25 protein-coding genes are annotated in these 25,595 nt (G+C 40.5%); 21 read left to right on the top strand and 4 right to left on the bottom strand.

The annotated features are described in order from the left end of the window. Nucleotides 1-24 precede the first annotated feature (24 nt). The 14 genes from HMPREF1115_RS10510 (at nucleotide 25) to metK (ending at nucleotide 16,292) form a co-directional block, all read left to right on the top strand. On the top strand, nucleotides 25-1,185 hold the full coding sequence (locus tag HMPREF1115_RS10510; protein ID WP_000726129.1) for an ABC transporter substrate-binding protein: 1,161 nt from the start codon (nucleotides 25-27) through the stop codon (nucleotides 1,183-1,185). Nucleotides 1,186-1,304: 119 nt separating this feature from the next. Next, entirely contained in the window at nucleotides 1,305-2,174 is an 870-nt protein-coding gene (locus tag HMPREF1115_RS10505; protein WP_000941411.1) for a branched-chain amino acid ABC transporter permease, read from the top strand. Between the two features lie 3 nt (nucleotides 2,175-2,177). Next, on the top strand, nucleotides 2,178-3,134 hold the full coding sequence (locus tag HMPREF1115_RS10500) for a branched-chain amino acid ABC transporter permease (RefSeq protein WP_000856252.1): 957 nt from the start codon (nucleotides 2,178-2,180) through the stop codon (nucleotides 3,132-3,134). Then, on the top strand, nucleotides 3,134-3,898 hold the full coding sequence (locus HMPREF1115_RS10495; RefSeq protein ID WP_001186013.1) for an ABC transporter ATP-binding protein: 765 nt from the start codon (nucleotides 3,134-3,136) through the stop codon (nucleotides 3,896-3,898). Before HMPREF1115_RS10500 ends, HMPREF1115_RS10495 begins: the two co-directional genes overlap by 1 nt. Further along, the gene (locus HMPREF1115_RS10490) at nucleotides 3,898-4,608 is read left to right on the top strand and encodes an ABC transporter ATP-binding protein (protein WP_000062207.1); all 711 of its coding nucleotides are present in this window, start codon (nucleotides 3,898-3,900) and stop codon (nucleotides 4,606-4,608) included. The genes HMPREF1115_RS10495 and HMPREF1115_RS10490 overlap by 1 nt, the downstream gene beginning before the upstream one ends. A 347-nt stretch (nucleotides 4,609-4,955) precedes the next feature. Next, nucleotides 4,956-5,612, top strand: a complete 657-nt coding sequence (locus HMPREF1115_RS10485; protein ID WP_000268647.1) for a CBS domain-containing protein — start codon at nucleotides 4,956-4,958, stop codon at nucleotides 5,610-5,612. A gap of 110 nt (nucleotides 5,613-5,722) precedes the next feature. Next, nucleotides 5,723-6,818 (top strand): peptide chain release factor 2 gene (gene prfB / locus HMPREF1115_RS10480; RefSeq protein ID WP_096753628.1). Its coding sequence is split into 2 segments (ribosomal slippage): nucleotides 5,723-5,794 and nucleotides 5,796-6,818, totalling 1,095 coding nucleotides; the frame shifts between segments, so codons are not numbered across the junction. A 17-nt stretch (nucleotides 6,819-6,835) separates the two neighbouring features. Next, nucleotides 6,836-7,528: a cell division ATP-binding protein FtsE gene (gene ftsE / locus HMPREF1115_RS10475; RefSeq protein WP_000022272.1), complete on the top strand. Its 693-nt coding sequence runs from the start codon at nucleotides 6,836-6,838 to the stop codon at nucleotides 7,526-7,528. Next, entirely contained in the window at nucleotides 7,521-8,447 is a 927-nt protein-coding gene (ftsX, locus tag HMPREF1115_RS10470) for a permease-like cell division protein FtsX (protein WP_000625554.1), read from the top strand. Before ftsE ends, ftsX begins: the two co-directional genes overlap by 8 nt. A gap of 218 nt (nucleotides 8,448-8,665) precedes the next feature. After that, nucleotides 8,666-10,852, top strand: coding sequence for a PTS transporter subunit IIBC (locus HMPREF1115_RS10465; RefSeq protein WP_000973827.1), 2,187 nt, complete (start codon nucleotides 8,666-8,668; stop codon nucleotides 10,850-10,852). Between the two features lie 51 nt (nucleotides 10,853-10,903). After that, nucleotides 10,904-11,719 (top strand): endonuclease/exonuclease/phosphatase family protein, encoded by an 816-nt coding sequence (locus tag HMPREF1115_RS10460; protein WP_000670851.1) that lies wholly within the window; start codon nucleotides 10,904-10,906, stop codon nucleotides 11,717-11,719. A 131-nt stretch (nucleotides 11,720-11,850) separates the two neighbouring features. After that, complete coding sequence (locus HMPREF1115_RS10455; protein ID WP_002882591.1) at nucleotides 11,851-13,194, top strand: DEAD/DEAH box helicase; 1,344 nt, start codon at nucleotides 11,851-11,853, stop codon at nucleotides 13,192-13,194. A 241-nt stretch (nucleotides 13,195-13,435) separates the two neighbouring features. After that, the gene (locus HMPREF1115_RS10450) at nucleotides 13,436-14,815 is read left to right on the top strand and encodes a VWA domain-containing protein (RefSeq protein WP_000361428.1); all 1,380 of its coding nucleotides are present in this window, start codon (nucleotides 13,436-13,438) and stop codon (nucleotides 14,813-14,815) included. A gap of 286 nt (nucleotides 14,816-15,101) precedes the next feature. After that, nucleotides 15,102-16,292, top strand: a complete 1,191-nt coding sequence (metK, locus tag HMPREF1115_RS10445) for a methionine adenosyltransferase (protein ID WP_000003922.1) — start codon at nucleotides 15,102-15,104, stop codon at nucleotides 16,290-16,292. Nucleotides 16,293-16,362: 70 nt separating this feature from the next. On the opposite strand, the gene HMPREF1115_RS10440 is transcribed toward metK, so the two are convergent. Both HMPREF1115_RS10440 and HMPREF1115_RS10435 read right to left on the bottom strand, forming a co-directional pair. Beyond that, nucleotides 16,363-16,662, bottom strand: a complete 300-nt coding sequence (locus tag HMPREF1115_RS10440) for a DUF1827 family protein (RefSeq protein ID WP_000767206.1) — start codon at nucleotides 16,660-16,662, stop codon at nucleotides 16,363-16,365. A 58-nt stretch (nucleotides 16,663-16,720) separates the two neighbouring features. Beyond that, nucleotides 16,721-17,173 (bottom strand): NUDIX hydrolase, encoded by a 453-nt coding sequence (locus HMPREF1115_RS10435; RefSeq protein ID WP_000013094.1) that lies wholly within the window; start codon nucleotides 17,171-17,173, stop codon nucleotides 16,721-16,723. A 176-nt stretch (nucleotides 17,174-17,349) separates the two neighbouring features. Between HMPREF1115_RS10435 and HMPREF1115_RS10430 the strand changes: the two genes are divergently transcribed. Beyond that, a complete protein-coding gene (locus tag HMPREF1115_RS10430) occupies nucleotides 17,350-18,252 on the top strand; it encodes a helix-turn-helix transcriptional regulator (RefSeq protein WP_000841076.1) in 903 nt (300 codons plus the stop codon). A gap of 54 nt (nucleotides 18,253-18,306) precedes the next feature. Then, nucleotides 18,307-18,921 (top strand): GyrI-like domain-containing protein, encoded by a 615-nt coding sequence (locus HMPREF1115_RS10425; RefSeq protein WP_000873098.1) that lies wholly within the window; start codon nucleotides 18,307-18,309, stop codon nucleotides 18,919-18,921. Between the two features lie 40 nt (nucleotides 18,922-18,961). On the opposite strand, the gene HMPREF1115_RS10420 is transcribed toward HMPREF1115_RS10425, so the two are convergent. Then, complete coding sequence (locus tag HMPREF1115_RS10420; RefSeq protein ID WP_000882476.1) at nucleotides 18,962-21,220, bottom strand: ATP-dependent Clp protease ATP-binding subunit; 2,259 nt, start codon at nucleotides 21,218-21,220, stop codon at nucleotides 18,962-18,964. A gap of 237 nt (nucleotides 21,221-21,457) precedes the next feature. Beyond that, a complete protein-coding gene (locus HMPREF1115_RS10415) occupies nucleotides 21,458-21,688 on the bottom strand; it encodes a DUF1797 family protein (RefSeq protein WP_000443577.1) in 231 nt (76 codons plus the stop codon). Between the two features lie 191 nt (nucleotides 21,689-21,879). Between HMPREF1115_RS10415 and HMPREF1115_RS10410 the strand changes: the two genes are divergently transcribed. The 5 genes from HMPREF1115_RS10410 to HMPREF1115_RS10390 all read left to right on the top strand — a co-directional run bounded on the left by HMPREF1115_RS10410 (nucleotide 21,880) and on the right by HMPREF1115_RS10390 (nucleotide 25,435). Beyond that, nucleotides 21,880-22,563 (top strand): amino acid ABC transporter permease, encoded by a 684-nt coding sequence (locus HMPREF1115_RS10410; RefSeq protein WP_001011619.1) that lies wholly within the window; start codon nucleotides 21,880-21,882, stop codon nucleotides 22,561-22,563. Further along, nucleotides 22,563-23,297, top strand: coding sequence for an amino acid ABC transporter ATP-binding protein (locus HMPREF1115_RS10405; protein ID WP_000140921.1), 735 nt, complete (start codon nucleotides 22,563-22,565; stop codon nucleotides 23,295-23,297). The genes HMPREF1115_RS10410 and HMPREF1115_RS10405 overlap by 1 nt, the downstream gene beginning before the upstream one ends. Nucleotides 23,298-23,330: 33 nt before the next feature. Further along, nucleotides 23,331-23,651 carry a TfoX/Sxy family protein gene (locus HMPREF1115_RS10400; protein ID WP_000168525.1) on the top strand — a complete coding sequence of 107 codons (321 nt, stop codon included), beginning with the start codon at nucleotides 23,331-23,333 and terminating at the stop codon, nucleotides 23,649-23,651. Nucleotides 23,652-23,799: 148 nt separating this feature from the next. Then, on the top strand, nucleotides 23,800-24,657 hold the full coding sequence (locus HMPREF1115_RS10395) for a bifunctional methylenetetrahydrofolate dehydrogenase/methenyltetrahydrofolate cyclohydrolase (RefSeq protein ID WP_000057226.1): 858 nt from the start codon (nucleotides 23,800-23,802) through the stop codon (nucleotides 24,655-24,657). Between the two features lie 4 nt (nucleotides 24,658-24,661). After that, nucleotides 24,662-25,435: an HAD hydrolase family protein gene (locus HMPREF1115_RS10390; protein ID WP_000673616.1), complete on the top strand. Its 774-nt coding sequence runs from the start codon at nucleotides 24,662-24,664 to the stop codon at nucleotides 25,433-25,435. Nucleotides 25,436-25,595: the final 160 nt, after the last annotated feature.

Here is a 25,595-nt window from a genome sequence, read left to right as displayed (position 1 = left end):
GCAACAACTATAAGGAGATTAAAAATGAAGAAAAAATTTGCCCTATCTTTTGTGGCTCTTGCTAGTGTGGCTCTTCTTGCTGCCTGTGGAGAGGTCAAGTCAGGAGCGTCAAACACAACTGGAAATCCAGTAGACGAAAAAACAATTAAAATCGGTTTTAACTTTGAAGAGACAGGTGCTGTTGCAGCTTACGGTACAGCTGAACAAAAAGGTGCCCAACTTGCTGTAGACGAAATCAACGCTGCAGGTGGAATTGATGGAAAACAAATCGAAGTTGTGGACAAAGACAACAAGTCAGAAACTGCTGAAGCAGCCTCTGTTACTACAAACCTTGTTACCCAATCAAAAGTAGCAGCTATTGTAGGACCTGCGACATCTGGTGCAACTGCTGCAGCTGTAGCTAACGCTACTAAAGCTGGAGTGCCATTGATTTCACCAAGTGCTACTCAAGACGGTTTGACTAAAGGTCAAGATTACCTATTTATCGGAACATTCCAAGATAGCTTCCAAGGGAAGATTATTTCTAACTATGTAACAAACAAATTGAATGCTAAGAAGGTTGTTCTTTATACTGACAACGCTAGTGACTATGCTAAAGGTATTGCTAAATCTTTCCGCGAAGCCTACAAGGGTGAGATTGTAGCTGATGAAACGTTTGTAGCAGGTGATACTGACTTCCAAGCAGCCCTTACTAAAATGAAAGACAAAGAGTTTGATGCTATCGTTGTTCCAGGTTACTACACAGAAGCTGGTAAAATTGTAAACCAAGCTCGTGGTATGGGAATTGATAAACCAATCATTGGTGGTGATGGATTTAACGGTGAAGAATTTGTTCAACAAGCAACTGCTGAAAGAGCATCAAACATTTACTTCATCTCTGGATTCTCAACTACTGTTGATGTTTCTGCAAAAGCTAAAGCTTTCCTTGAAGCATACCGTGCTAAATACAATGAAGAGCCTTCAACATTCTCAGCTTTGGCCTATGACTCAGTTTACCTAGTAGCAAATGCTGCAAAAGGTGCTAAAAACTCAAGTGAGATCAAGGACAACCTTGCTAAAACCAAAGATTTTGATGGTGTAACTGGTCAAACAAGCTTTGATGCTGACCACAATACAGTGAAAACTGCTTACATGATGACCATGAACAATGGTAAAGTTGAAGAAGCAGAAGTTGTAAAACCATAACATTAGAATAGTAATTGAAATGGGGAATGAGCCTTTGACTCACTCCCTGTTTCGGTGTTTATGAACTTGTGAAAATAATGAAATTTTCTAAAAAATAACGATAGAAAAGAGTGAATGCTATGCTCCAACAACTTGTGAATGGTCTAATTCTGGGTAGTGTTTATGCACTTTTGGCTCTGGGTTATACCATGGTTTATGGAATTATCAAACTCATCAACTTCGCCCATGGCGATATTTACATGATGGGTGCCTTTATTGGTTACTTTTTGATTAATTCTTTCCAAATGGATTTCTTTTTAGCTTTAATTATTTCAATGGCTGGAACTGCACTACTTGGTGTTGTAATTGAGTTTCTTGCCTACCGTCCTTTGCGACATTCTACACGTATTGCTGTTTTGATTACTGCCATCGGAGTGTCTTTCCTACTGGAATACGGAATGGTTTATCTAGTAGGTGCCAATACTCGTGCCTTCCCTCAAGCAATTGAAACAGTCCGCTTTGACTTGGGACCAATTAGCTTGACAAATGTTCAATTGATGATTTTAGCAGTTTCTGTATTCTTGATGGTTTTATTACAATTGATCGTCCAAAAAACAAAAATGGGGAAAGCCATGCGTGCGGTATCAGTTGATAGTGACGCAGCTCAATTGATGGGAATTAATGTAAATCGTACAATCAGCTTTACCTTTGCTTTGGGTTCAGCCCTTGCTGGTGCAGCAGGTGTCCTCATTGCCCTTTACTACAACTCTCTTGAACCTTTGATGGGTGTGACTCCAGGTCTAAAATCATTTGTTGCGGCCGTACTGGGTGGTATCGGGATTATTCCTGGTGCAGCTCTAGGGGGATTTGTGATTGGTTTGTTGGAAACATTTGCTACTGCCTTTGGTATGTCTGATTTCCGTGATGCTATCGTATATGGAATCTTGCTTCTGATTCTGATTGTTCGTCCTGCAGGTATCCTTGGTAAGAATGTGAAAGAGAAGGTGTAAACAATGAAGACAAATCTTAAAGTAAATATTCTCTGGTTATTCCTTCTGTTAGCGGGTTATGGATTGATTGGTGTACTGGTTTCTGCTGGTGTTCTTAATCTATTCCATGTCCAAATTTTAGAACAAATTGGGATTAATATCATCCTTGCAGTAGGTCTGAACTTAATCGTTGGTTTTTCAGGACAATTCTCACTCGGTCATGCGGGTTTTATGGCGATTGGGGCTTATGCAGCAGCGATTATTGGTTCAAAATCACCAACCTATGGTGCCTTCTTTGGAGCAATGGTCTTGGGCGCCTTGATTTCTGGTGCAGTCGCTTTGTTCGTTGGGATTCCAACACTCCGTTTGAAGGGTGACTATCTGGCTGTTGCGACACTAGGTGTTTCAGAAATCATTCGTATCTTTATCATTAATGGTGGTAGTTTGACCAACGGTGCCGCTGGTATCTTGGGTATTCCAAACTTTACCAACTGGCAAATGGTGTATCTTTTTGTAGTGATCACAACTATTGCAACCCTCAACTTCTTACGTAGTCCAATTGGACGCTCTACTCTATCTGTTCGTGAGGATGAAATTGCTGCAGAGTCCGTTGGGGTAAACACTACAAAGATCAAAATTATCGCTTTTGTCTTTGGTGCCATTACAGCAAGTATTGCTGGTTCACTTCAGGCCGGTTTTATCGGATCTGTTGTGCCAAAAGATTACACCTTTATTAATTCCATCAATGTGTTGATTATCGTTGTATTTGGTGGACTTGGATCGATTACTGGTACCATCGTTTCAGCGATTGTTTTAGGAATTTTAAATATGCTCCTTCAAGATGTAGCTAGCGTACGTATGATCATCTACGCCTTGGCTCTTGTATTGGTGATGATTTTCAGACCAGGTGGACTTCTTGGGACATGGGAATTGAGTCTATCACGTTTCTTTAAAAAATCTAAGAAGGAGGGACAAAATTAATGGCATTACTTGAAGTTAAACAGTTAACCAAACATTTTGGCGGTCTAACAGCTGTTGGAGATGTCACTCTTGAATTGAACGAGGGAGAGTTGGTTGGTCTGATTGGACCAAACGGGGCTGGTAAAACAACCCTTTTCAATCTCCTGACTGGCGTTTATGAACCAAGCGAAGGTACTGTGACGCTAGATGGTCACCTCCTAAATGGGAAAACTCCCTATAAGATTGCTTCACTTGGTCTCAGTCGTACTTTCCAAAATATTCGTTTGTTCAAGGACTTGACAGTTTTGGAAAATGTTTTGATTGCATTTAGCAATCATCATAAACAACATGTCCTTGCGAGCTTCCTACGCCTACCAGCTTTTTATAAGAATGAGGAAGAATTAAAAAGTAAAGCTTTGGACTTGCTGAAGATTTTTGATTTGGATGGTGACGCAGATACTCTTGCGAAGAATCTAGCCTATGGCCAACAACGTCGATTGGAAATCGTTCGTGCTCTGGCAACAGAACCTAAAATCCTCTTTTTGGATGAACCTGCAGCTGGGATGAATCCTCAAGAAACAGCTGAATTGACAGAATTGATCCGTCGTATCAAAGATGAATTTAAAATTACCATCATGCTCATCGAACACGACATGAATTTGGTTATGGAAGTCACTGAGCGTATCTATGTTCTTGAATATGGTCGGTTAATCGCTCATGGGACTCCGGATGAGATCAAGAACGACAAACGCGTTATCGAAGCTTATCTAGGAGGTGAAGCCTAATGTCTATGTTAAAAGTTGAAAACCTCTCTGTGCATTACGGTATGATCCAAGCAGTTCGTGATGTAAGTTTCGAGGTTAATGAAGGTGAAGTTGTTTCCTTGATTGGTGCTAATGGTGCTGGTAAAACAACCATTCTTCGTACCCTTTCAGGTTTGGTTCGTCCAAGTGCTGGTAAAATTCAGTTTTTAGGAAAAGAAATTCAAAAGTTGCCAGCTCAAAAAATTGTTGCAGGTGGCCTTTCACAAGTTCCTGAGGGACGCCATGTTTTCCCAGGTTTGACTGTTATGGAAAACTTAGAAATGGGAGCCTTTTTAAAGAAAAATCGTGAAGAAAATCAAGCCAACTTGAAAAAAGTTTTCTCACGCTTCCCACGTCTTGAAGAGCGTAAAAACCAAGATGCGGCAACTCTTTCAGGTGGTGAACAGCAGATGCTGGCTATGGGACGCGCTCTCATGTCTACACCTAAGCTCCTTCTCCTGGATGAGCCGTCAATGGGACTTGCCCCAATCTTTATCCAGGAAATTTTTGATATCATTCAAGATATTCAGAAGCAAGGAACAACAGTTCTCCTAATTGAACAGAACGCTAACAAGGCTCTTGCTATCTCTGACCGTGGTTATGTCCTTGAAACAGGAAAGATTGTCCTATCAGGAACAGGAAAAGAACTCGCAGCATCCGATGAAGTCAGAAAAGCATATCTAGGTGGCTAAAAAGGTCCGGGGGACCTTTTTAGTCGGCAGATAGGGATTGCGTAGCAATCATCAGATCCAGTGGATTGTTTTAGTCGGCGGATATGAATTACGTAAGCAATTCTCCTTTAGTCTGGGAGACTAGTTTAGGTTGCGGACGGAGATGATAATAGGTTTTCAATACTAGTTGCTAGTATCCTTAACAACTGAAAGAAATATAAATAATGTTTGCTAACTTGCAAATATAGGGCTCTAAATTAGAGCTCTTTTTTGTAAAAGACTCAAAATCTTGAAAAAGAGATGAAAGCGTTTGATAGATTTTCTAAGAAAGTGTATAATAAAAGTAGCAATATAGAAGGAGAAGTCTCATGGCAGTTAAAGATTTCATGACCCGTAAGGTAGTTTATATCAGTCCAGATACGACTGTAGCACACGCAGCAGATTTGATGCGCGAGCAAGGTTTGCACCGTTTACCTGTTATCGAAAACGATCAATTAGTCGGATTGGTAACAGAAGGAACCATTGCGGAAGCCAGCCCATCTAAAGCAACCAGTCTCTCTATCTATGAGATGAATTATCTTCTGAATAAAACCAAAGTAAAAGATGTCATGATTCGAGATGTCGTGACTGTTTCTGGCTATGCTAGTTTAGAAGATGCGACCTACCTGATGCTGAAAAATAAGATTGGGATATTACCAGTCGTAGACAATCATCAGGTCTACGGCGTCATTACAGATCGCGATGTTTTTCAGGCTTTCTTGGAAATCGCTGGGTACGGAGAAGAGGGGATTCGTGTTCGTTTCATTACAGAAAATGAAGTCGGAGTACTGGGAAAAATTGTAGCTTTAATTGTAGGAGAGGATTTAAATATTTCCCATACTGTTAACATTCCACGTAAGGATGGTAAGGTCGTCATCGAAGTTCAAATTGATGAAAAAATCGATTTGACTTCATTAAAGGAAAAGTTTGAAAAAGAAGGAATTCAAGTGGAGGAGATCACTCATACCTCTGCTAAAGTCCTTTAAACAAGAGGCTTTAGAGCCTCTTTTCTTCTGCCATCAAAAGCGGTGAAAAGCAAAATATGGAAAGAAATGAGAGATTATGGTATAATAAAACGATATGAAAAGGAGTATCTATGGACATTTCAGAAATTCGTCAAAAAATTGACGCAAATCGTGAAAAATTAGCTTCTTTTAGGGGGTCTCTTTGACCTCGAAGGTTTAGAGGAAGAGATTGCCATCTTGGAAAACAAGATGACAGAACCTGATTTTTGGAACGATAATATCGCGGCCCAAAAAACGTCGCAAGAATTAAATGAATTAAAAAACACCTACAACACCTTCCGTAAAATGGAAGAGTTGCAGGATGAAGTTGAGATTTTATTGGACTTTTTAGCAGAAGATGAGTCAGTCCATGATGAACTGGTTGAACAGTTGACAGAACTGGATAAGATGATGACCAGCTACGAGATGACACTTCTCTTGTCAGAACCTTATGACCATAATAATGCCATCTTGGAAATTCATCCAGGATCTGGTGGTACTGAGGCTCAGGACTGGGGCGATATGTTGCTTCGTATGTATACTCGTTATGGAAATGCCAAAGGCTTTAAAGTAGAAGTATTGGATTACCAGGCTGGTGATGAAGCGGGTATCAAGTCTGTGACCTTGTCTTTTGAAGGTCCCAATGCATACGGCCTACTTAAATCAGAAATGGGTGTTCACCGTTTGGTCCGTATTTCGCCATTTGACTCTGCCAAACGTCGCCATACTTCATTTACATCCGTAGAGGTTATGCCTGAGTTGGATGATACCATCGAAGTGGAGATTCGTGAAGATGATATCAAAATGGATACCTTCCGTTCAGGTGGTGCTGGTGGACAGAACGTCAATAAGGTGTCAACAGGTGTGCGTTTGACACACATTCCTACGGGAACTGTCGTCCAATCAACGGTCGATCGTACCCAGTATGGAAATAGAGATCGTGCCATGAAGATGTTGCAGGCTAAGCTCTATCAAATGGAGCAAGAAAAGAAAGCTGCGGAAGTTGATTCCCTTAAAGGTGAGAAAAAAGAAATCACTTGGGGAAGTCAAATCCGTTCATATGTTTTCACACCTTATACTATGGTAAAAGATCACCGTACAAGCTTTGAAGTTGCTCAGGTAGATAAGGTGATGGATGGAGACCTTGATGGTTTTATCGATGCCTACCTCAAGTGGCGAATCAGCTAAGATAGAAAGGAACTCATATGTCAATCATTGAAATGAGAGATGTTGTCAAAAAGTATGACAATGGAACGACTGCCCTGCGTGGTGTATCTGTTACCATTGAACCAGGAGAATTTGCCTATATCGTAGGACCTTCTGGGGCAGGTAAGTCAACCTTTATTCGAGCTTTATACCGAGAAGTAAAGATCGAAAAAGGAAGCCTATCAGTTGCAGGCTTTAATTTAGTTAAAATTAAGAAGAAAGATGTCCCGCTTCTACGTCGTAGTGTCGGGGTAGTCTTTCAGGATTACAAACTTTTGCCTAAGAAGACCGTTTATGAGAATATTGCCTATGCAATGGAAGTAATCGGTGAGAGCCGTCGCAACATCAAAAAACGTGTTATGGAAGTATTGGACCTGGTTGGTTTGAAACATAAGGTTCGCTCTTTCCCTAATGAACTCTCAGGTGGAGAGCAGCAACGGATTGCGATTGCTCGTGCGATTGTCAACAATCCTAAAGTATTGATTGCCGATGAGCCAACAGGAAACTTGGACCCAGATAATTCATGGGAAATTATGAATCTGTTGGAACGCATCAATCTCCAAGGTACTACTGTTTTGATGGCGACTCACAATAGCCAGATTGTAAATACCTTGCGCCACCGTGTCATTGCCATTGAAAATGGCCGTGTCGTTCGTGACGAAGCTAAAGGAGAATATGGATACGATGATTAGTAGATTTTTTCGCCATTTATTTGAATCATTAAAAAGTTTAAAACGAAATGGCTGGATGACAGTAGCAGCAGTGAGTTCGGTTATGATTACCTTGACCCTCGTTGCCCTGTTTGCATCTGTAATTTTTAATACAGCAAAACTGGCTACCGATATTGAAAACAACGTTCGGGTCATGGTATACATTCGTAAGGATGTAGCTGATAACAGTGAAACGATTGAAAAAGAAGGTCAGACAGTTACCAATAATGACTACCACAAGGTTTATGATGCTTTGAAAGCTATACCTGCTGTTAAGAGTGTTACCTTCTCAAGTAAAGAAGAACAGTACGAAAAACTGACGGAAACAATGGGTGACGATTGGAAGGTCTTTGAAGGGGATGCAAACCCTCTCTATGATGCTTATATCGTTGATACAAATTCTCCAAGTGATGTTAAAACGGTAGCTGAAGAAGCTAAGAAAATTGAGGGAGTATCAGAAGTTCAAGATGGTGGAGCCAACACTCAACGACTTTTTGAACTGGCTTCCTTTATTCGTGTTTGGGGATTGGTTATTGCAGGGCTCTTGATTTTTATCGCAGTCTTCCTCATTTCCAATACCATCCGTATCACCATTATTTCACGTAGCCGTGAGATTCAGATCATGCGTCTGGTAGGAGCGAGAAATGGCTATATCCGTGGTCCATTCTTGCTAGAAGGTGCTTTTATTGGCTTGCTTGGTGCAGCGATTCCTTCTGTTCTTGTTTTCTTTGTTTACAATATGGTCTATCAATCGGTCAATAAATCCTTGGTAGGTCAAAACTTGTCAATGATTACGCCAGATGTGTTTATTCCTCTGATGACAGTCCTATTATTTATAATCGGAATTTTCATTGGTTCAATTGGTTCGGGGATTTCGATGCGTCGATTCTTGAAGATCTAGTTGGATTTAAATGCAAATTGCAGAACAAATCAGAAAAATAATACATTTTTAAAAGAGAAGTTTTCGTAAACTTCTCTTTTTCCTTTTTAAAAATTAAAAAAATAGACAATTTTTTTATAAAAGCCTTTACAAAAAAAATAAAAGTGGTATAATTAATACATAACCAAATGCAAACGTTTTCGTAAAACGTTTGCCTAAATAAAATAAAGGAGATTTGAATGATGAAAGCTACATTCAAAAATGTCTTGTCTTTCGAATTTTGGCAAAAATTCGGTAAGGCTTTAATGGTGGTTATCGCCGTTATGCCAGCGGCGGGATTGATGATCTCAATCGGTAAATCAATCGTGATGATCGACCCAAACCTTGCTCCTCTAGTGATTACAGGTGGAATCCTTGAGCAAATTGGTTGGGGGGTTATCGGTAACCTTCATATCTTGTTTGCCCTTGCTATTGGGGGAAGCTGGGCAAAAGAACGTGCAGGTGGTGCATTTGCAGCCGGACTTGCATTTATCTTGATTAACCGTATCACAGGTACTATCTTTGGTGTTACAGGTGATATGTTGAAAAACCCTGAAGCAATGGTTACTACCTTCTTTGGTGGTTCAATCAAGGTTGCTGACTACTTTATCAGCGTTCTTGAGGCACCAGCGCTTAACATGGGGGTTTTCGTAGGGATTATCTCTGGTTTTGTTGGAGCAACAGCTTATAACAAATACTACAACTTCCGTAAACTTCCTGATGCCCTTTCATTCTTCAATGGTAAACGTTTCGTACCATTCGTCGTTATTCTTCGTTCAACTATTGCTGCAATTCTACTTGCTGCCTTTTGGCCATTAGTTCAAACAGGTATCAACAACTTTGGTATTTGGATTGCCAACTCACAAGAAACTGCTCCAGTCCTTGCACCATTCTTGTATGGTACTTTGGAACGTTTGCTCTTGCCATTCGGTCTTCACCACATGTTGACAATCCCAATGAACTACACAGCTCTTGGTGGAACATACGAAGTGTTAACTGGTGCAGCAAAAGGAACACAAGTATTTGGTCAAGATCCACTTTGGCTTGCATGGGTAACTGACCTTGTTAACCTTAAAGGTTCAAATGCTGACCAATACCAACACCTTCTTACAACAGTCACTCCAGCTCGTTTCAAAGTTGGACAAATGATCGGTTCATTTGGTATCTTGATGGGTGTCATCGTTGCTATCTACCGCAATGTTGATGCTGACAAGAAACACCAATACAAGGGTATGATGATTGCAACAGCTCTTGCAACATTCTTGACAGGGGTTACTGAACCAATCGAGTACATGTTCATGTTCATCGCGACTCCTCTTTACCTTGTATACTCACTAGTTCAAGGTGCTGCCTTTGCTATGGCAGATATTGTTCACCTTCGTGTCCACTCATTCGGTTCAATTGAATTCTTGACTCGTACACCATTGGCAATTAATGCTGGTATTGGTATGGATATCGTTAACTTTATCTGGGTAACTGTTCTCTTTGCGGTTATCATGTACTTCATTGCCAACTTCATGATCAAGAAATTCAACTACGCAACTCCAGGACGTAACGGAAACTACGAAACCGCTGAAGGAGCATCAGAAGAAGCAGCTCCTGGAACTCCAAAAGTTGCAGCAGCTTCTCAAGCCGTAAATATCATTAACCTTCTTGGTGGTCGTGCAAATATCGTAGATGTGGATGCATGTATGACTCGTCTTCGTGTAACTGTTAAAGATGCAGATCGCGTTGGTACTGAGGAACAATGGAAAGCAGAAGGAGCTATGGGTCTTGTCATGAAAGGACAAGGTGTCCAAGCTATCTACGGACCAAAAGCTGACGTATTGAAATCTGATATCCAAGATATTCTTGACTCAGGTGAAATTATTCCTGAAACTCTTCCAAGCCAAATGACGGAAAACCAACAAAATACTGTACACTACAAAGGTGTAACTGAAGAAGTTTACTCAGTAGCTGACGGTCAAGTTGTTGCTTTGGAACAAGTGGAAGATCCAGTTTTTGCTCAAAAAATGATGGGTGATGGATTTGCAGTAGAACCAGCAAATGGTAACATTGTATCTCCAGTTACTGGTACTGTATCAAGTATCTTCCCAACAAAACACGCTCTTGGTCTTGTCACTGACTCAGGTCTTGAAGTACTTGTTCATATTGGTTTGGATACAGTAAGTCTTGAAGGAAAACCATTTACCGTTCATGTCTCTGAAGGACAAAAAGTGGCTGCTGGTGATCTTCTTGTTACAGCTGACTTGGATGCTATTCGAGAAGCAGAACGCAAAACATCAACAGTGGTTGTCTTCACAAATGGTGATGTCCTCAAATCAGTTAAATTAGAACAAACAGGTTCTCTTGCAGCTAAAACAGCAGTTGCTAAAGTAGAATTGTAATATACTTGGGGTTGGAAGCTGTTTTCCAACCTCTTGTTTTAGGAGAAAAGCATGAAATTTCTAACACTCAATACTCACAGTTGGATGGAGAAGGAAGCAGAGGAAAAATTCCAAATCTTACTCCAAGACATTCTCGAGAAGGACTATGATTTGATTTGTTTCCAAGAAATTAATCAAGAAATGACTTCGCCTGAGGTAGAGGTTAACACTCACTATCAAGCTTTACCATCAGCAGAACCCATTCACCAGGATCACTATGTCCAACTCCTGGTTGAAAAATTGGCTGAGAAAGGGAAAAACTACTACTGGACTTGGGCTTACAATCATATCGGTTATGACCGCTACCATGAAGGTGTAGCTATCTTATCCAAAACTCCTATTAAAGCGCGTGAGATTTTAGTATCAGATGTAGATGATCCAACGGACTACCATACTCGCCGTGTTGCCTTGGCTGAGACAGAAGTTGAAGGTAAAGACCTTGCTCTTGCAAGCGTTCATCTCTCTTGGTGGGATAAAGGTTTCCAAGAAGAATGGGCACGATTTGAGGCTGTACTAAAAGAGTTGAACAAACCTTTGATTTTAGCAGGTGATTTCAATAATCCAGCTGGTCAGGAAGGCTATCAAGCGATTTTAGCTAGTCCATTAGGATTACAAGACGCGTTTGAAGTTGCAAAAGAAAGAAGTGGTAGCTATACAGTACCACCAGAAATTGATGGCTGGAAAGGCAATACCGAGCCACTACGAATCGACTATGTCCTTACGACCAAAGAGTTAGAAGTAGAGAGTCTACAAGTAGTTTTTGATGGCCAAAATAGTCCACAAGTCAGTGATCATTATGGTTTGAATGCTGTATTGACCTGGAAATAATGAAAGAGGTTGGAATCAGAAGTTCCAACCTTTTAAGCTACTTGAATTTTTACTACAGGACTGGGACTCAAATGGGGCTACTGCAATAGGACAAAATATGGTATAATTGAAAGGATAGAATCGAGGATAGTATGTCATTTAAGAAATTTCAATTTAAAAATTATATAGTAGAAGCCTTGGAGGAGTTGAAGTTTACGACTCCTACCGAAGTTCAGGAAAAGTTGATTCCTATTGTCTTGGCAGGTCGTGACTTGGTGGGCGAGTCAAAAACAGGTTCAGGAAAAACCCACACTTTCTTACTACCTATTTTTCAGCAATTAGATGAAACCAGCGATAGTGTGCAAGCAGTTATTACTGCACCAAGTCGTGAGTTGGCTACTCAAATCTACCAAGCTGCTCGTCAGATTGCAGCTCACTCAGATGTCGAAGTTCGTGTGGTTAATTATGTAGGTGGTACGGATAAGGCGCGTCAAATTGAAAAACTTGCCAGCAACCAACCACATATCGTTATCGGAACGCCAGGTCGCATCTATGACTTGGTCAAATCTGGTGATTTGGCTATTCACAAGGCTAAGACCTTTGTTATTGATGAAGCCGATATGACCTTGGATATGGGATTCTTGGAAACCGTTGATAAGATTGCAGGGAGTCTTCCAAAAGACTTGCAATTCATGGTCTTTTCAGCAACTATTCCACAAAAATTGCAACCGTTCTTGAAAAAATACTTGTCAAATCCTGTCATGGAAAAAATCAAGACTAAAACAGTTATCTCAGATACGATTGATAACTGGTTGATTTCGACCAAGGGCCGTGACAAGAACGCTCAAATTTACCAGCTGACTCAGTTGATGCAGCCTTATTTAGCAATGATTTTTGTTAACACAAAAACGCGTGCTGATGAATTGCATGCCTATTTGACTGCTCAAGGATTGAAGGTAGGTAAGATTCATGGAGATATTGTTCCTCGTGAACGCAAACGGATCATGAATCAGGTGAAAAATCTGGATTTTGAGTACATTGTCGCAACGGACTTGGCAGCGCGTGGAATTGACATTGAAGGTGTCAGCCATGTTATTAATGATGCCATTCCGCAAGACTTGTCCTTCTTTGTTCACCGTGTTGGACGGACTGGGCGCAACGGACTGCCTGGTACAGCGATTACCCTTTACCAGCCTAGTGATGACTCGGATATCCGTGAGTTGGAGAAATTAGGAATCAAGTTTATTCCTAAGATGGTCAAAGACGGAGAGTTTCAAGATACCTATGACCGTGATCGTCGTGCTAATCGTGAAAAGAAGCAGGATAAGCTTGATATTGAAATGATTGGCTTGGTTAAAAAGAAAAAGAAAAAAGTCAAACCTGGCTATAAGAAGAAGATTCAATGGGCGGTGGATGAAAAACGCCGCAAAACCAAGCGTGCTGAAAATCGCGCACGTGGCCGTGCAGAGCGAAAAGCCAAGCGCCAAACGTTTTAAAAACTCAGTAGAATCAGGTGATTCTACTGAGTTTTTATTTTCTGAACTATTCAAAGAAAATAATAATTATATATTTTAAATAATTTGATTTATAAAACAGTAATTGCTTTAAAACTTTTTTTAGACCAATATTTTATTGAAATCGTAAGGAAAAAAATTGAAAAGTATACAAATTTGTGTTATTATACTATAAAACAATCGGATTATATAATATGATCCGTGAAAAGAAAAGGGGACTTTTATGGATAAATCATTTATGAAACAACAACGTTTTTCATTCCGTAAAATGAAAGTTGGGTTGGCTTCTGTAGCAATTTTGTTTGCTTTTGCTCAGGTTGGACAAGTGTCTGCAGATGAAACAACAAAACCGGAATCTGCTGCAACTGGAACAGTAAAGAAAACTGAAGCAAGTAAGTCAGCAGTCGAAGCTGCTGTTGCAGAAATTAAAGCTGACGAGGCGAAACCAGTCGTTAACCAATCAGATGCAAAACCTGGAGAACTTGTAGATGTTTCTAAGAAGGTTTCACCTATTGACGTGAAAGAACGTCAAGAAGGTAATCAAAAGATTCATGAAGAAACTGCAACAGTCGAAGTTACAAAGACAGAAGTGGCTCCTGTAAAAAGCGAAGAACTTCCTGCTCCAAAGACTGAAACAACTGAGAGTACAGTGAGCGGCAAAGATGAAGATGGAAATTCTTATACCCAATATGAACGTGTTGATAAAACAACTACAGTCGAAATCAAGAAAGCGACAAGAACGATTTCAAAATCTAACTCTGCCGATATCGTTTTTGTTGTTGACCGTTCAGCATCTATGTCTCGAACTATTGACACTGTCCGTAACAATATCAATGAGTTTGCAAGAAATCTTGCTAAAGATGGAGTAGCAGCACGTTTTGGATTAGCTACCTTTAGTGATGAAGTATATGGACGTATAGGTGGATTAGCAGATGAGGGTACAATTTTAACAAAATTTAATGAATCTTATTTTACCTCTGACCCAGCTGAGCTTGAAAAAGCCTTAGCAGGCATTAAGCTTGCACATGGTGGAGACTTCCCTGAAACATCTACACCTACTCTTACACAAATTGTTTCAACCTACGACTGGTCTAAGTCACCTAAAAATAAAAAGTTTGTCGTATTGTTGACAGATGCTCCAATGAAGGAGGATCCTTCAATTCCAACGATGGCGAATACTCTTGCGTCTTTGAAAGCCGCAAAAATCGAAAGAATTGTTGCAACTTCGACAGGGACCGATATTAGCTATAAAGATTTTGTATCTGAAGGTCGATTAATGAATATTAATCGTAACTTGGCTGATTCTTTAACTAAGGATGCAACTACATGGATTGTTGAAACTGTGACTGAAGGACACAATTACAAGGTAACGAAAGATAATTACCAATTTTACCTAGAACGTCGTACAACACTACCTGTTGCTCAGACAGGAAGTGCGACTCCAACTACCACAGTTCCAGTAGCTACAGCTTATAAAAAAGAAGTGACGAAACTCCCTGATACAGGAAGTAATGATACAGCGAACTATGGTATTGTAGGACTTGGCCTCCTAATGGCTGGACTTGGCTTAACTGTAAGCAATAGAAAGTCTAAGGAACAGTAAGCCTAACTGGAAGATTGTTTGTAAGAACATTGTGATAAAAAAATAGGTAGTTTGTAAACAAAGTATGCAGATTAGCATAGGTATAATCTTCTGTATTATGGAGTACAAGCCGAATTTTTATGATGAGAAAAGAGCCGTAAGGTTCTTTTTTCGATTTCGAGAAAATACTGCAAAAAAAAGTAAAAAGTGGTATAATGATAAGGTTATATAGTCCCGATAAGATGGTAGAAATTTCTATCAGTACTTTGTAACTCTATAACAATATTTTTTAAGGGGGGACATTTTTATGTCAGAACGTAAATTATTCACGTCTGAATCTGTATCTGAGGGGCATCCGGATAAGATTGCAGACCAAATTTCAGATGCGATTTTGGATGCTATTTTAGCTAAAGATCCTGAGGCGCACGTTGCTGCCGAGACAGCTGTATACACAGGTTCGGTCCATGTTTTTGGTGAAATTTCTACACATGCTTATGTAGATATTAACCGAGTGGTTCGTGATACCATTGCAGAGATTGGTTATACCAATACAGAGTATGGTTTTTCTGCAGAGACGGTGGGAGTTCATCCGTCACTTGTTGAGCAGTCACCAGATATCGCCCAAGGTGTTAACGAAGCCTTGGAGGTTCGTGGGAATGTAGATCAAGATCCGCTGGACTTGATTGGTGCTGGTGACCAAGGTCTTATGTTTGGGTTTGCAGTGGATGAGACAGAAGAACTCATGCCTTTACCAATCTCACTTAGTCACAAGTTGGTTCGTCGTTTGGCAGAACTTCGTAAGTCTGGTGAAATTAGCTATCTTCGTCCAGATGCTAAATCACAAGTTACGGTTGAGTATGATGAAAATGATCGTCCAGTACGTGTGGATACAGTCGTTATTTCAACTCAGCACGACCCAGAAGTTAGCAATGAACAAATTCACAATGATGTGATTAGCAAAGTTATCAAGGAAGTTATTCCAGCTTCTTACTTGGATGAGCAAACCAAATTCTTCATCAATCCAACTGGTCGTTTTGTAATCGGTGGACCTCAAGGAGACTCAGGTTTGACTGGTCGTAAGATTATCGTGGATACCTATGGTGGCTACTCTCGTCATGGTGGTGGTGCCTTCTCAGGTAAGGATGCGACGAAGGTGGACCGTTCAGCCTCTTATGCAGCTCGCTACATTGCCAAGAACATCGTTGCAGCAGGCCTTGCTAAGAAGGCAGAAGTGCAATTGGCCTATGCTATTGGGGTGGCGCAACCTGTTTCTGTTCGTATCGATACTTTTGGTACAGGAACAGTAGCTGAAAGCAAGCTTGAAAAAGCAGCGCGTCAAATCTTTGACCTTCGCCCTGCAGGAATTATTCAAATGCTGGATCTCAAACGCCCAATTTACCGTCAAACAGCGGCTTATGGACACATGGGACGTACAGATATTGACCTTCCATGGGAACGATTAGACAAGGTAGATGCTTTAAAAGAAGCGGTGAAATAGAATTAAAAGATTGGTAGCTGTGCACTACCAATCTTTTTTGCAAAAGAAAACCAGCTTTTGGCTGGTCTTCTTATTTCATAGGGATTGAAATCTCAATCAATTTATCTGAATAAAGCGTCTTGATATTGGCTTCATCAATGCTTCCTTTATCGATTTTACGTTTCAAGAAGAAGTCTTGGATGGTTTCGATTTCAGGTTCACGAATAGCACGGTGTTTGTTGGAAATGAGGATTTCATAGTGAAGCGGGGCTTGTGTGAAAACTACATCTGTGTTTCCAGCAGAATAGACCTCGACAAGAGTTGCGTCTGTGCTTTCTAATTGGCTTTTAACAAGTTGCGAGTGTGAGTTTGTCGTATTGATAAGCTTCATAACAGTTCCTCCGATTTTCTAACTCTATTATAGCACTTTTTGGATAAAATCGTGTATTTTAGTCAATTCCATGCTGGATTTTCCAAGCTTCTATTCCCCATTTATGGCTACCACGTTTGAGTTTTTCAATTGCTTCATCAATAGGAAACCAAGCAATATGATTAAAATCTTCCAATGGTTTTTGTGCTTCTTTGAAAGAAATAGCTTCATAGAGATAAGCTGGATTGTAGTAGTAGGTATCACGGTGGCGAGAGTAGAAATACTCATCAGCTTGTCCATAATAGGTTCCGATTTCAGCTGTAAAGCCAAGTTCTTCGATTAGTTCTCTCTTCAGTGCTTCTTGATGATCTTCGCCTGTTTCAATCTCTCCACCTGGCAAGAACCAAGCACCATTGGGAGCTTGAACTAAGACAATTTGTTTTTTCTCCGCATCCGGAATAACTGCGTACACACCATAGCGGGGCTGGTAGGTCACATTCTCTTTTTTTTCACCAAAAGTTGGGTTTGCCATTGCATTTTCCTCATTCTCTAGTATCTTTATTATTATCATAATGGACGAGGGGCTAGCTGTCAAGAATAAACCAACGAACTGGTGCAGAAAAAGCTACTTTGTCTTGGTCAATCCTTGTCTCGTTAAACTTTCCAGACCTAGCACTATAACTGGTATAATAAAAGAGAGGTGATTTTATGGCAGAATCAAGACTATTTCGTATCCTATATCTACTTTTAGAAAAAGGCAGTACAACGGCTCCTGAATTAGCCCGATTATTTGAAGTATCTGTACGAACGATTTATCGTGATATTGAGCGGTTGAGTATGGCAGGGATTCCCCTTTATTCGATACCTGGGAAGACGGGCGGAATCTTTTTAATGAAGAACTTTGTTCTGGATCGTACTCTCGTATCGGAGGATGAAAAATTAGAACTTCTGTCAGCTTTGCAAGGGATTCAAGCCCTGACCGATGACAGGCAAGATCTGTTACTTGAAAAGTTGGAATCTATTTTTCAAGTTTCTCCCAGCCCTTGGATAGAAGTAGACTTGACTGACTGGAGAAAGCGAGAAGGTCAAAAAGAATTATTTGATAACATCAAACATGCTATTCTAGAGAAAAGGCAACTGGTGATTACTTATCTAGGTGGGTGTGGTCAGAAAACGATTCGTACAGTCGAGCCCTTTAGACTCGTATTTAAAAAGAGAGATTGGTACCTTCATGCCTACTGTTGTTTGAAGGAAGAGTGGCGTTTTTTCAAATTGTCTAGAATTAGGAATTATCACCTAACAACTGAAACTGTGAAGCAGAAAAATGTGGAGGATTGGGTTGATGGCTCAGATCAAGTGTCACATCAAATCGAAGTTTCCTTGAAGTTTAGTCCCAAGCTTGCTTTCCGGGTTTATGAAGATTTTTCAGAAGATGAGATTAGCTTGGGGAAAGATGGGTGTTATTATGTCAAGACAGTCCTACCAGAGCATGAAAGTCTGTATACTTACCTCCTGTCTTATCTAGATGGGGTAGAAATACTCGCCCCCAATCATCTGAAGAAGGAATTGCTTTTTAGATTAGAAAAAATCCAAAAACTTTACAAACCTTGACAAAAGATGTCAGGGTTTTGGTGCTATACTAGAGATAGAAAGGAGAGGAACCAAATGAAATACGAATGGAGAAAAGAAGCAAAAGATCTTTATCAAGTGAAAGCTAGGCCCAGCATCCTGCAGGTACCAGGTCAATCCTATATCGTGATTGATGGTAAAGGTGATCCAAATCAAGAAGATTTTTCAGAACACGTAGGGGCCTTATATGCCTTAGCCTATGCGATAAAGATGAAGTATAAAAAAGCTCCTATGGATGAGGTTTACACTGATTTTACTGTCTTTCCTTTAGAAGGTGTATGGAAAAAGGAGAAGGAGGGAGAACTGGTAAAAAGAGAGCTTTCTTATAGCATTATGATTGGGCAACCCGATTTTATTACGAGAGAACTATTTGAAAAAGCTTTGGAAGAGGTTATAATCAAGAAGCCCAATATTCTCTATGAGGCTATTCGTTTTGAAATGATAGAGGAAGGCCAAAGCCTTGCTATGCTTCATGTAGGACCTTTTGATACTGAAAATGAGACTTTTGCAGAGATGGAGCATTTTTGTCAACTTCATAAACTCAAAAGAACTTCGGAAGTCCACCGAGAAATTTATCTCAATAACCTTCATCGAACGGAGCCAAGCAAATTAAAAACAATTCTTCGCTATCAAATTCAAGAAGAGAATTAAAAAAAACAGGAAATCTTGTTTCCTGTTCTTTTTATGAGATTTATTCTTCTATTTCAGAAGCAATCTCTTCTGTTTTCTCACTTTTCTTTGCAGATTTGATTTGAATATTGCCATTGCTTGTCATGACTGCCTTGAGGGCTTTCTCACTTGGATTTTCAAGGTAGAAATCAGTGATGGCATCCTCGATATGGTCTTGAATGGTACGGCGGAGTGGGCGTGCCCCCATTTTTGGATCATAACCTAAGTCAACCAACTTTTCCTTGACCTTGTCTGTCACATCGAGGTGGATATTGTTGCTAGAGAGGCGTTTGTTGACATCCGCTAGCATGAGTTCGACGATTTGGAGAAGATTGTCCTTGCTGAGAGGTTTAAATTCGATGATGCCATCAAAACGGTTCATAAATTCAGGGCTAAAGAAGTTGCCGAGTTCACCGAGAACAGAGTTGGTTCGACCTTCACGAGCTGCCCCAAAACCAACGCTGGCTTCGGCCTTACCAGTACCCGCATTTGAGGTCATGATAATGATAGCATCCTTAAAGCTAACTGTTCGTCCTTGCCCATCTGTCAAACGACCATCGTCCAAGACTTGAAGGAACATGTGCATCACATCTGGATGGGCTTTTTCAACTTCATCGAGAAGGATGAGTGAGTAAGGATTGCGACGAACTTTTTCCGTTAACTGACCCGCTTCATCGTAGCCAACATAACCTGGAGGGGCACCGACTAATTTAGCCACACTGTGTTTTTCCATGTATTCACTCATATCAAAGCGAATCATGCTGTCAGCAGAGCCAAAGAGCTCAATGGCTAGTTGTTTGGAAAGTTCTGTTTTACCGACACCAGTTGGTCCGACAAAGAGGAAGCTTCCGATTGGCCGGTTAGGAGTTCCAAGTCCAACACGATTACGACGGATAGCCTTGGCAATCTTATCCACAGCTTCATCTTGACCAATGACATGAGCTTTGAGGTCGTCTGCTAGATGGATAAGCTGAGACTGTTCTTTTTCTTTGAGTTCTCCAACAGGGATATTGGTTTTCTGCTCAATGATATGTTCGATTGTTTTCTCGCTGATGATTGGAGTATCCTGATCTGTCACCTTGTTTTTCTGCATTTCTTTATACTTGGCAATCTGATCACGGAAATAAGCAGCCTTTTCAAAGTCTTCCTCTCGAGTAGCTTGAGCCTTGAGATTTTCAGCTTCAATTAAACGCTGATCAATCACTTTAGGATCAACAAAGTTCAGTGTCAGATTCATCTTAGAACCAGCTTCATCCAACAGGTCAATAGCTTTGTCTGGCAAGAAGCGGTCTTGAATGTAGCGGTTGGAAAGATTTGCAGCAGCTTCGATAGCAGCATCAGTGTACTTGACGTGATGGTAGTCTTCGTATTTCTTTTGAACCCCTTTAAGGATGATAATGGTTTCTTCTACAGTTGGTTCATCTACCTTGACAGGCTGCATACGACGCTCTAGGGCAGCATCTTTTTCAATGATACGGTATTCATTGAGAGTAGTGGCACCGACCATTTGCAATTCACCACGGGCAAGGGCTGGTTTAAGGATATTGCCTGCATCCATATTGCCATCACCTGCTGACCCTGCACCAACAATTTCATGGATTTCGTCGATAAAGAGGATGATGTCCTCACGTTTGCGAATTTCTTCCATGAGCTTTTGCATACGTTCTTCAAATTGGCCTCGAATCCCTGTTCCTTGTACTAGACTGACCACATCCAGACGGATGACCTGCTTGCCTTGAAGTTTATGGGGAACATCGCCATCGACAATCTTCTGAGCTAGACCTTCAACAACGGCTGTTTTACCAACACCTGGTTCTCCGATAAGGACAGGGTTGTTCTTGGTTCGACGGTTGAGGATTTCGATAACGCGGATAATCTCCTCATCTCGACCGATAACAGGGTCAATATCTCCCCGACGAGCAATCTCAGTAATATTGATACCGTATTCCTCTAGGAGTCCTTTTTCTTGACTAGGAGGTGTTTGAAGTGGGCCTCGGTTTTGAGGTCCATAACCACCGTTTCCTCCATATCCTCCACCAGATTGAGTTGGAGGGACGTTATTTGAAGAAGGTTTGAAATTGTTCAAATCATTGAAAAAGTCGCCGAATGGGTCAAAGTCATGATTGTTTAAGTCAGTCATTCCTTTAAAGAGGGTATTATTTGGATCTGTTTTGATAATTTTATAGCAATTTTGACAGAGATCAATTTGCTTTTGCTGTCCATTGATATTGGTATACAGATGAATTGTTGAGTCGTTAATTTTACAGTTTTGACAGAGCATGCATCTACCTCATTTCATTCATATTCTTGGCCTAAGAAAAAAGGTCAAAAATAGTCAAAGTTTTATACTCTCATTATAGCATGATTAAGGTGTAAAGCAAGTAAAAAGATTGGGAAGTAGTCGTTTTTAAAAGAAGGATTTATAGAGAATTAAGCGACTTGAAGGTAAGAAAAAATCCCATTTGCGGTGACAAAAAGGATTCTCATTCATCGGGACTTACTGCCCGTTGTTTTTATATTAGTAAAGGAGTTCGTAGATCTCCATTGCAATCAAATCAATGCTATCAAAGGTATAAGTTTCACGAGCTTCTACATCGCGAAGGGTGAAGAGCGATCCGTTTTCTTCGTCATGGCTGTATGCAACTTCTGCGACAACAACACCTTCACGTTCAAAATTACGTTTTAGATTTCCACCATCTTTTGTCATTGCTTCTAGGCGGTTAATGATTCTAACCAAATGTGATTCCATTTTGATTCTCCTCCATTTCTTATCGTTTCTATTTTACCATAAACAAGAGGTAGTTGACTAGAAAAAAACTGTGATTTCTCTCTATTTCTCTATTCTATCAAGTTAATTGGTAAAATTAGAGAAAAAGGATTGAATTTTAATTCAATTCATGTTATAATCATACAATCTAATACATAGAAAGTTGATTGAATATGAATTTTTCTTTTTTACCAAAGTATTTACCGTATTTTAACTATGGAGCTCTGATTACCGTGTTAATTTCCATCTTTGTCGTCTTCTTAGGAACCATTATAGGTGTGTTACTGGCCTTTGCTCAGCGATCACGCTTTAAACCGCTCGTCTGGTTTGCAAATGTCTATGTTTGGATCTTCCGTGGAACTCCGATGATGGTTCAAATAATGATTGCCTTTGCTCTTATGCATATCAATGCTCCGACTATTCAAGTGGGAATTTTAGGAGTTGATCTTTCTCGTTTGATCCCTGGTATTCTGATTATTTCTATGAACAGTGGTGCTTACGTTTCAGAAACTGTTCGTGCGGGGATCAATGCGGTTCCTAAAGGGCAGTTAGAGGCTGCTTACTCTCTTGGTATTCGTCCGAAAAATGCCATGCGTTATGTCATTTTGCCACAAGCTATCAAGAATATTCTTCCAGCTCTGGGAAATGAATTTATCACCATTATCAAGGATAGTTCTCTCTTGTCTGCGATTGGGGTGATGGAGTTGTGGAATGGTGCAACGACAGTAGCAACAACAACGTATTTACCATTGACTCCCCTTTTATTTGCAGCCTTTTACTATTTGATTATGACCTCTGTTTTGACAGTGGCATTGAAAGCGTTTGAAAAACATATTGGACAAGGAGACAAAAAATAATGACAGAAACCTTGATTAAAATTGAAGAACTACATAAGTCTTTTGGGAAAAATGAAGTTTTAAAAGGTATCAACCTTGAGATTAAACGAGGAGAAGTTGTGGTCATTATCGGTCCGTCAGGGAGCGGGAAATCAACTTTCCTTCGTTCTATGAATCTCCTTGAAGAAGCAAGTAAAGGTAAGGTTATCTTTGAAGGAGTTGATATCACTGATAAGAAAAATGACCTTTTTGCTATGCGTGAAAAGATGGGCATGGTATTCCAACAATTCAACCTCTTTCCCAATATGACAGTGATGGAAAATATCACTTTGTCACCAATTAAAACCAAAGGTGAAAGCAAGGAAGTTGCTGAGAAAAGAGCACAGGAACTGTTAGAAAAAGTTGGTTTGCCAGATAAGGCAACGTCCTATCCACAGAGTTTGTCAGGTGGTCAGCAACAACGGATTGCCATTGCACGTGGACTTGCTATGGAACCAGATGTTTTGCTCTTTGATGAGCCGACTTCAGCCCTGGATCCTGAGATGGTTGGAGAAGTTCTAGCTGTGATGCAAGACCTTGCCAAGTCGGGGATGACCATGGTGATTGTGACGCATGAAATGGGTTTTGCGCGTGAGGTAGCAGACCGTGTTATCTTTATGGCAGATGGAGTTGTTGTCGAAGATGGAACGCCTGAGGAAATTTTCGATCAAACAAAAGAACAACGGACCAAGGAATTTTTAAGTAAGGTTTTGTAATACCTCATTTTTAGAAGAAATGGAGTAGGCATCATGGCTTCCAGTAAAGAATATTTAGATTTTATTCTCGAACAGCTATCAGATCTAGAGGAGATGAGTTATCGTCCAATGATGGGAGAGTATATTCTGTATTATCATGGGAAGATTATTGGGGGAATTTATGATAATCGTCTGTTACTGAAGCCTGTGAAGGTGGTCTTGGATCAACTGCGACAGACTAGGTTTGAACGTCCTTATGAAGGAGCTAAGGAGATGATTTTGATAGAAGATCTTGAAGATAAGTCATTTCTAGCGAGACTAATCAAGGAGATGTATGAAGTCTTACCGGCTCCAAAAGTCAAAAAGAAAGCATGACAAGTTTACCTAGTATAAATAGGCATAAAAGCTCGATACGAGCTTTTTCTTATAGTTTCAGACTATAAGGTCCATTAGGCAAGAAGTGTTAGAATGGCGAGTTATTTTTTGATATAATAGAGGATATTTGATAGAAAAGAGAAGAGATATGGCTCAGATTATCGATGGGAAGGCTCTTGCAGCTAAGTTACAAGGGCAGTTGGCTGAAAAGACAGCCAAACTAAAAGAAGAAACAGGTCTAGTTCCAGGATTGGTAGTGATTTTGGTGGGGGACAATCCTGCCAGCCAAGTCTACGTTCGCAATAAGGAACGGTCAGCTCTCGCTGCTGGTTTCCGTAGTGAAGTAGTGCGAGTTCCAGAGACCATTACCCAAGCAGAATTGTTAGACTTGATTGCCAAATACAATCAAGATCCAGCTTGGCATGGGATTTTGGTTCAATTACCTTTGCCAAAACATATTGACGAAGAGGAAGTTTTATTAGCCATTGACCCGGAAAAGGATGTGGATGGTTTCCATCCCCTAAACATGGGGCGTCTCTGGTCTGGTCATCCAGTTATGATTCCTTCGACACCTGCAGGAATTATGGAGATGTTTCATGAGTATGGGATTGATCTAGAAGGTAAAAATGCGGTTGTTATCGGTCGTTCCAACATCGTTGGGAAACCAATGGCTCAGCTTCTTTTGGCTAAGAATGCGACTGTGACTTTGACCCACTCACGCACCCATCATCTTGCCAAGGTGGCTGCTAAGGCAGATATTCTTGTCGTTGCAATCGGTCGTGCTAAGTTTGTGACAGCTGACTTTGTCAAACCGGGAGCGGTTGTCATTGACGTTGGGATGAACCGAGATGAAAATGGCAAGCTTTGTGGAGATGTTGATTATGATGCTGTTGCACCACTTGCTAGCCACATCACACCTGTACCGGGTGGAGTTGGTCCTATGACTATTACCATGCTAATGGAGCAAACCTATCAGGCAGCGCTTCGAACACTAAACAAGGACTAGGAAGATGAAATTCGTATTTGACCTGGATGGGACACTATCTTTTGACTATATGACCATAGATGAGGAGATTAAGCAGGTTCTTTTAAAGGCTGAAGATTATGGGCATGAGCTTGTGTTTGCCTCAGCCCGCTCTTATCGGGATTGCTTGGGTTTATTAGGCCCTAAACTCAGTCAGCGCTTGGTCATAGGATTGAATGGTGGCGTAGCCTATCATCTGGGGCAGGCTATCTTCGAAAGGAATCTCGATGCTAGAGTTTATCAGGCGCTAGTGGATTATTGCCAGACCTACAATCTCCCTTTTTTTGCAGATGATTGCTTTGACTATAGCGGTCAGATTGTAGAGAAGATTCCATTTATTTCCAGTGTGGATCCCCTAAAGGTAGCTCGTCATCAGAAACTCGAGGACTTAGGGACTCCGATTAAGGTAGTCATCTATATGGGCGACCACGAGGATTTGCTTGATGATCTGCTTGGTCAGTTAGAAAGACTGGGACTGGCTCATCTCTCCTATCATGCGCATGAAAAGTGCCTTTATGTCAACCCCTTGGATACTCATAAGGCGACAACTGTTGAAAAGTTATGCGGGGAGAACTTCATCGCCTTTGGAAATGACCAAAACGATATTGAACTGTTTAAGACGTCGCTCTATTCTGTCCAGATTGGAGATTTTGCTGGTCTTAGTCCATATTCAGATGACACGTTAGAGCTTAAAGGAGCTCCTTCTCCAGCAGTTGCTGCTAAAATCTTACAGACTTTTGCGGAATTTAAGGGAAAATAGTGTAGAAGGAGGTTCGCCTTCTTTTTATGTAGAGTAATGCAGTCTATAAACTATAAATTTGAAGTTTGAAAAAGATATTAATGGAATTCAATTTGTAGTAGAAAGAGTCTAGAACCGAAAGCTATTTTCATTGCAACTATTCCTTTTAAATGACCCCTTC

It is taken from the genome of Streptococcus oralis SK610 (assembly GCF_000257455.1).
Taxonomy (GTDB): Bacteria; Bacillota; Bacilli; order Lactobacillales; family Streptococcaceae; genus Streptococcus; species Streptococcus oralis_CB.
The sequence above is the reverse complement of the archived record's forward strand: the minus strand, read 5'-3'. Positions and strand labels throughout refer to the sequence as shown.

What these genes read in the sequence shown, in the direction of transcription:
- HMPREF1115_RS10510 (WP_000726129.1), top strand. Translation starts at nt 25, where the DNA reads ATGAAGAAAAAATTTGCCCTATCTTTTGTGGCTCTTGCTAGTGTGGCT.
- HMPREF1115_RS10505 (WP_000941411.1), top strand. Translation starts at nt 1,305, where the DNA reads ATGCTCCAACAACTTGTGAATGGTCTAATTCTGGGTAGTGTTTATGCA.
- HMPREF1115_RS10500 (WP_000856252.1), top strand. Translation starts at nt 2,178, where the DNA reads ATGAAGACAAATCTTAAAGTAAATATTCTCTGGTTATTCCTTCTGTTA.
- HMPREF1115_RS10495 (WP_001186013.1), top strand. Translation starts at nt 3,134, where the DNA reads ATGGCATTACTTGAAGTTAAACAGTTAACCAAACATTTTGGCGGTCTA.
- HMPREF1115_RS10490 (WP_000062207.1), top strand. Translation starts at nt 3,898, where the DNA reads ATGTCTATGTTAAAAGTTGAAAACCTCTCTGTGCATTACGGTATGATC.
- HMPREF1115_RS10485 (WP_000268647.1), top strand. Translation starts at nt 4,956, where the DNA reads ATGGCAGTTAAAGATTTCATGACCCGTAAGGTAGTTTATATCAGTCCA.
- ftsE (WP_000022272.1), top strand. Translation starts at nt 6,836, where the DNA reads ATGTCAATCATTGAAATGAGAGATGTTGTCAAAAAGTATGACAATGGA.
- ftsX (WP_000625554.1), top strand. Translation starts at nt 7,521, where the DNA reads ATGATTAGTAGATTTTTTCGCCATTTATTTGAATCATTAAAAAGTTTA.
- HMPREF1115_RS10465 (WP_000973827.1), top strand. Translation starts at nt 8,666, where the DNA reads ATGATGAAAGCTACATTCAAAAATGTCTTGTCTTTCGAATTTTGGCAA.
- HMPREF1115_RS10460 (WP_000670851.1), top strand. Translation starts at nt 10,904, where the DNA reads ATGAAATTTCTAACACTCAATACTCACAGTTGGATGGAGAAGGAAGCA.
- HMPREF1115_RS10455 (WP_002882591.1), top strand. Translation starts at nt 11,851, where the DNA reads ATGTCATTTAAGAAATTTCAATTTAAAAATTATATAGTAGAAGCCTTG.
- HMPREF1115_RS10450 (WP_000361428.1), top strand. Translation starts at nt 13,436, where the DNA reads ATGGATAAATCATTTATGAAACAACAACGTTTTTCATTCCGTAAAATG.
- metK (WP_000003922.1), top strand. Translation starts at nt 15,102, where the DNA reads ATGTCAGAACGTAAATTATTCACGTCTGAATCTGTATCTGAGGGGCAT.
- HMPREF1115_RS10440 (WP_000767206.1), bottom strand. Translation starts at nt 16,662, where the DNA reads ATGAAGCTTATCAATACGACAAACTCACACTCGCAACTTGTTAAAAGC.
- HMPREF1115_RS10435 (WP_000013094.1), bottom strand. Translation starts at nt 17,173, where the DNA reads ATGGCAAACCCAACTTTTGGTGAAAAAAAAGAGAATGTGACCTACCAG.
- HMPREF1115_RS10430 (WP_000841076.1), top strand. Translation starts at nt 17,350, where the DNA reads ATGGCAGAATCAAGACTATTTCGTATCCTATATCTACTTTTAGAAAAA.
- HMPREF1115_RS10425 (WP_000873098.1), top strand. Translation starts at nt 18,307, where the DNA reads ATGAAATACGAATGGAGAAAAGAAGCAAAAGATCTTTATCAAGTGAAA.
- HMPREF1115_RS10420 (WP_000882476.1), bottom strand. Translation starts at nt 21,220, where the DNA reads ATGCTCTGTCAAAACTGTAAAATTAACGACTCAACAATTCATCTGTAT.
- HMPREF1115_RS10415 (WP_000443577.1), bottom strand. Translation starts at nt 21,688, where the DNA reads ATGGAATCACATTTGGTTAGAATCATTAACCGCCTAGAAGCAATGACA.
- HMPREF1115_RS10410 (WP_001011619.1), top strand. Translation starts at nt 21,880, where the DNA reads ATGAATTTTTCTTTTTTACCAAAGTATTTACCGTATTTTAACTATGGA.
- HMPREF1115_RS10405 (WP_000140921.1), top strand. Translation starts at nt 22,563, where the DNA reads ATGACAGAAACCTTGATTAAAATTGAAGAACTACATAAGTCTTTTGGG.
- HMPREF1115_RS10400 (WP_000168525.1), top strand. Translation starts at nt 23,331, where the DNA reads ATGGCTTCCAGTAAAGAATATTTAGATTTTATTCTCGAACAGCTATCA.
- HMPREF1115_RS10395 (WP_000057226.1), top strand. Translation starts at nt 23,800, where the DNA reads ATGGCTCAGATTATCGATGGGAAGGCTCTTGCAGCTAAGTTACAAGGG.
- HMPREF1115_RS10390 (WP_000673616.1), top strand. Translation starts at nt 24,662, where the DNA reads ATGAAATTCGTATTTGACCTGGATGGGACACTATCTTTTGACTATATG.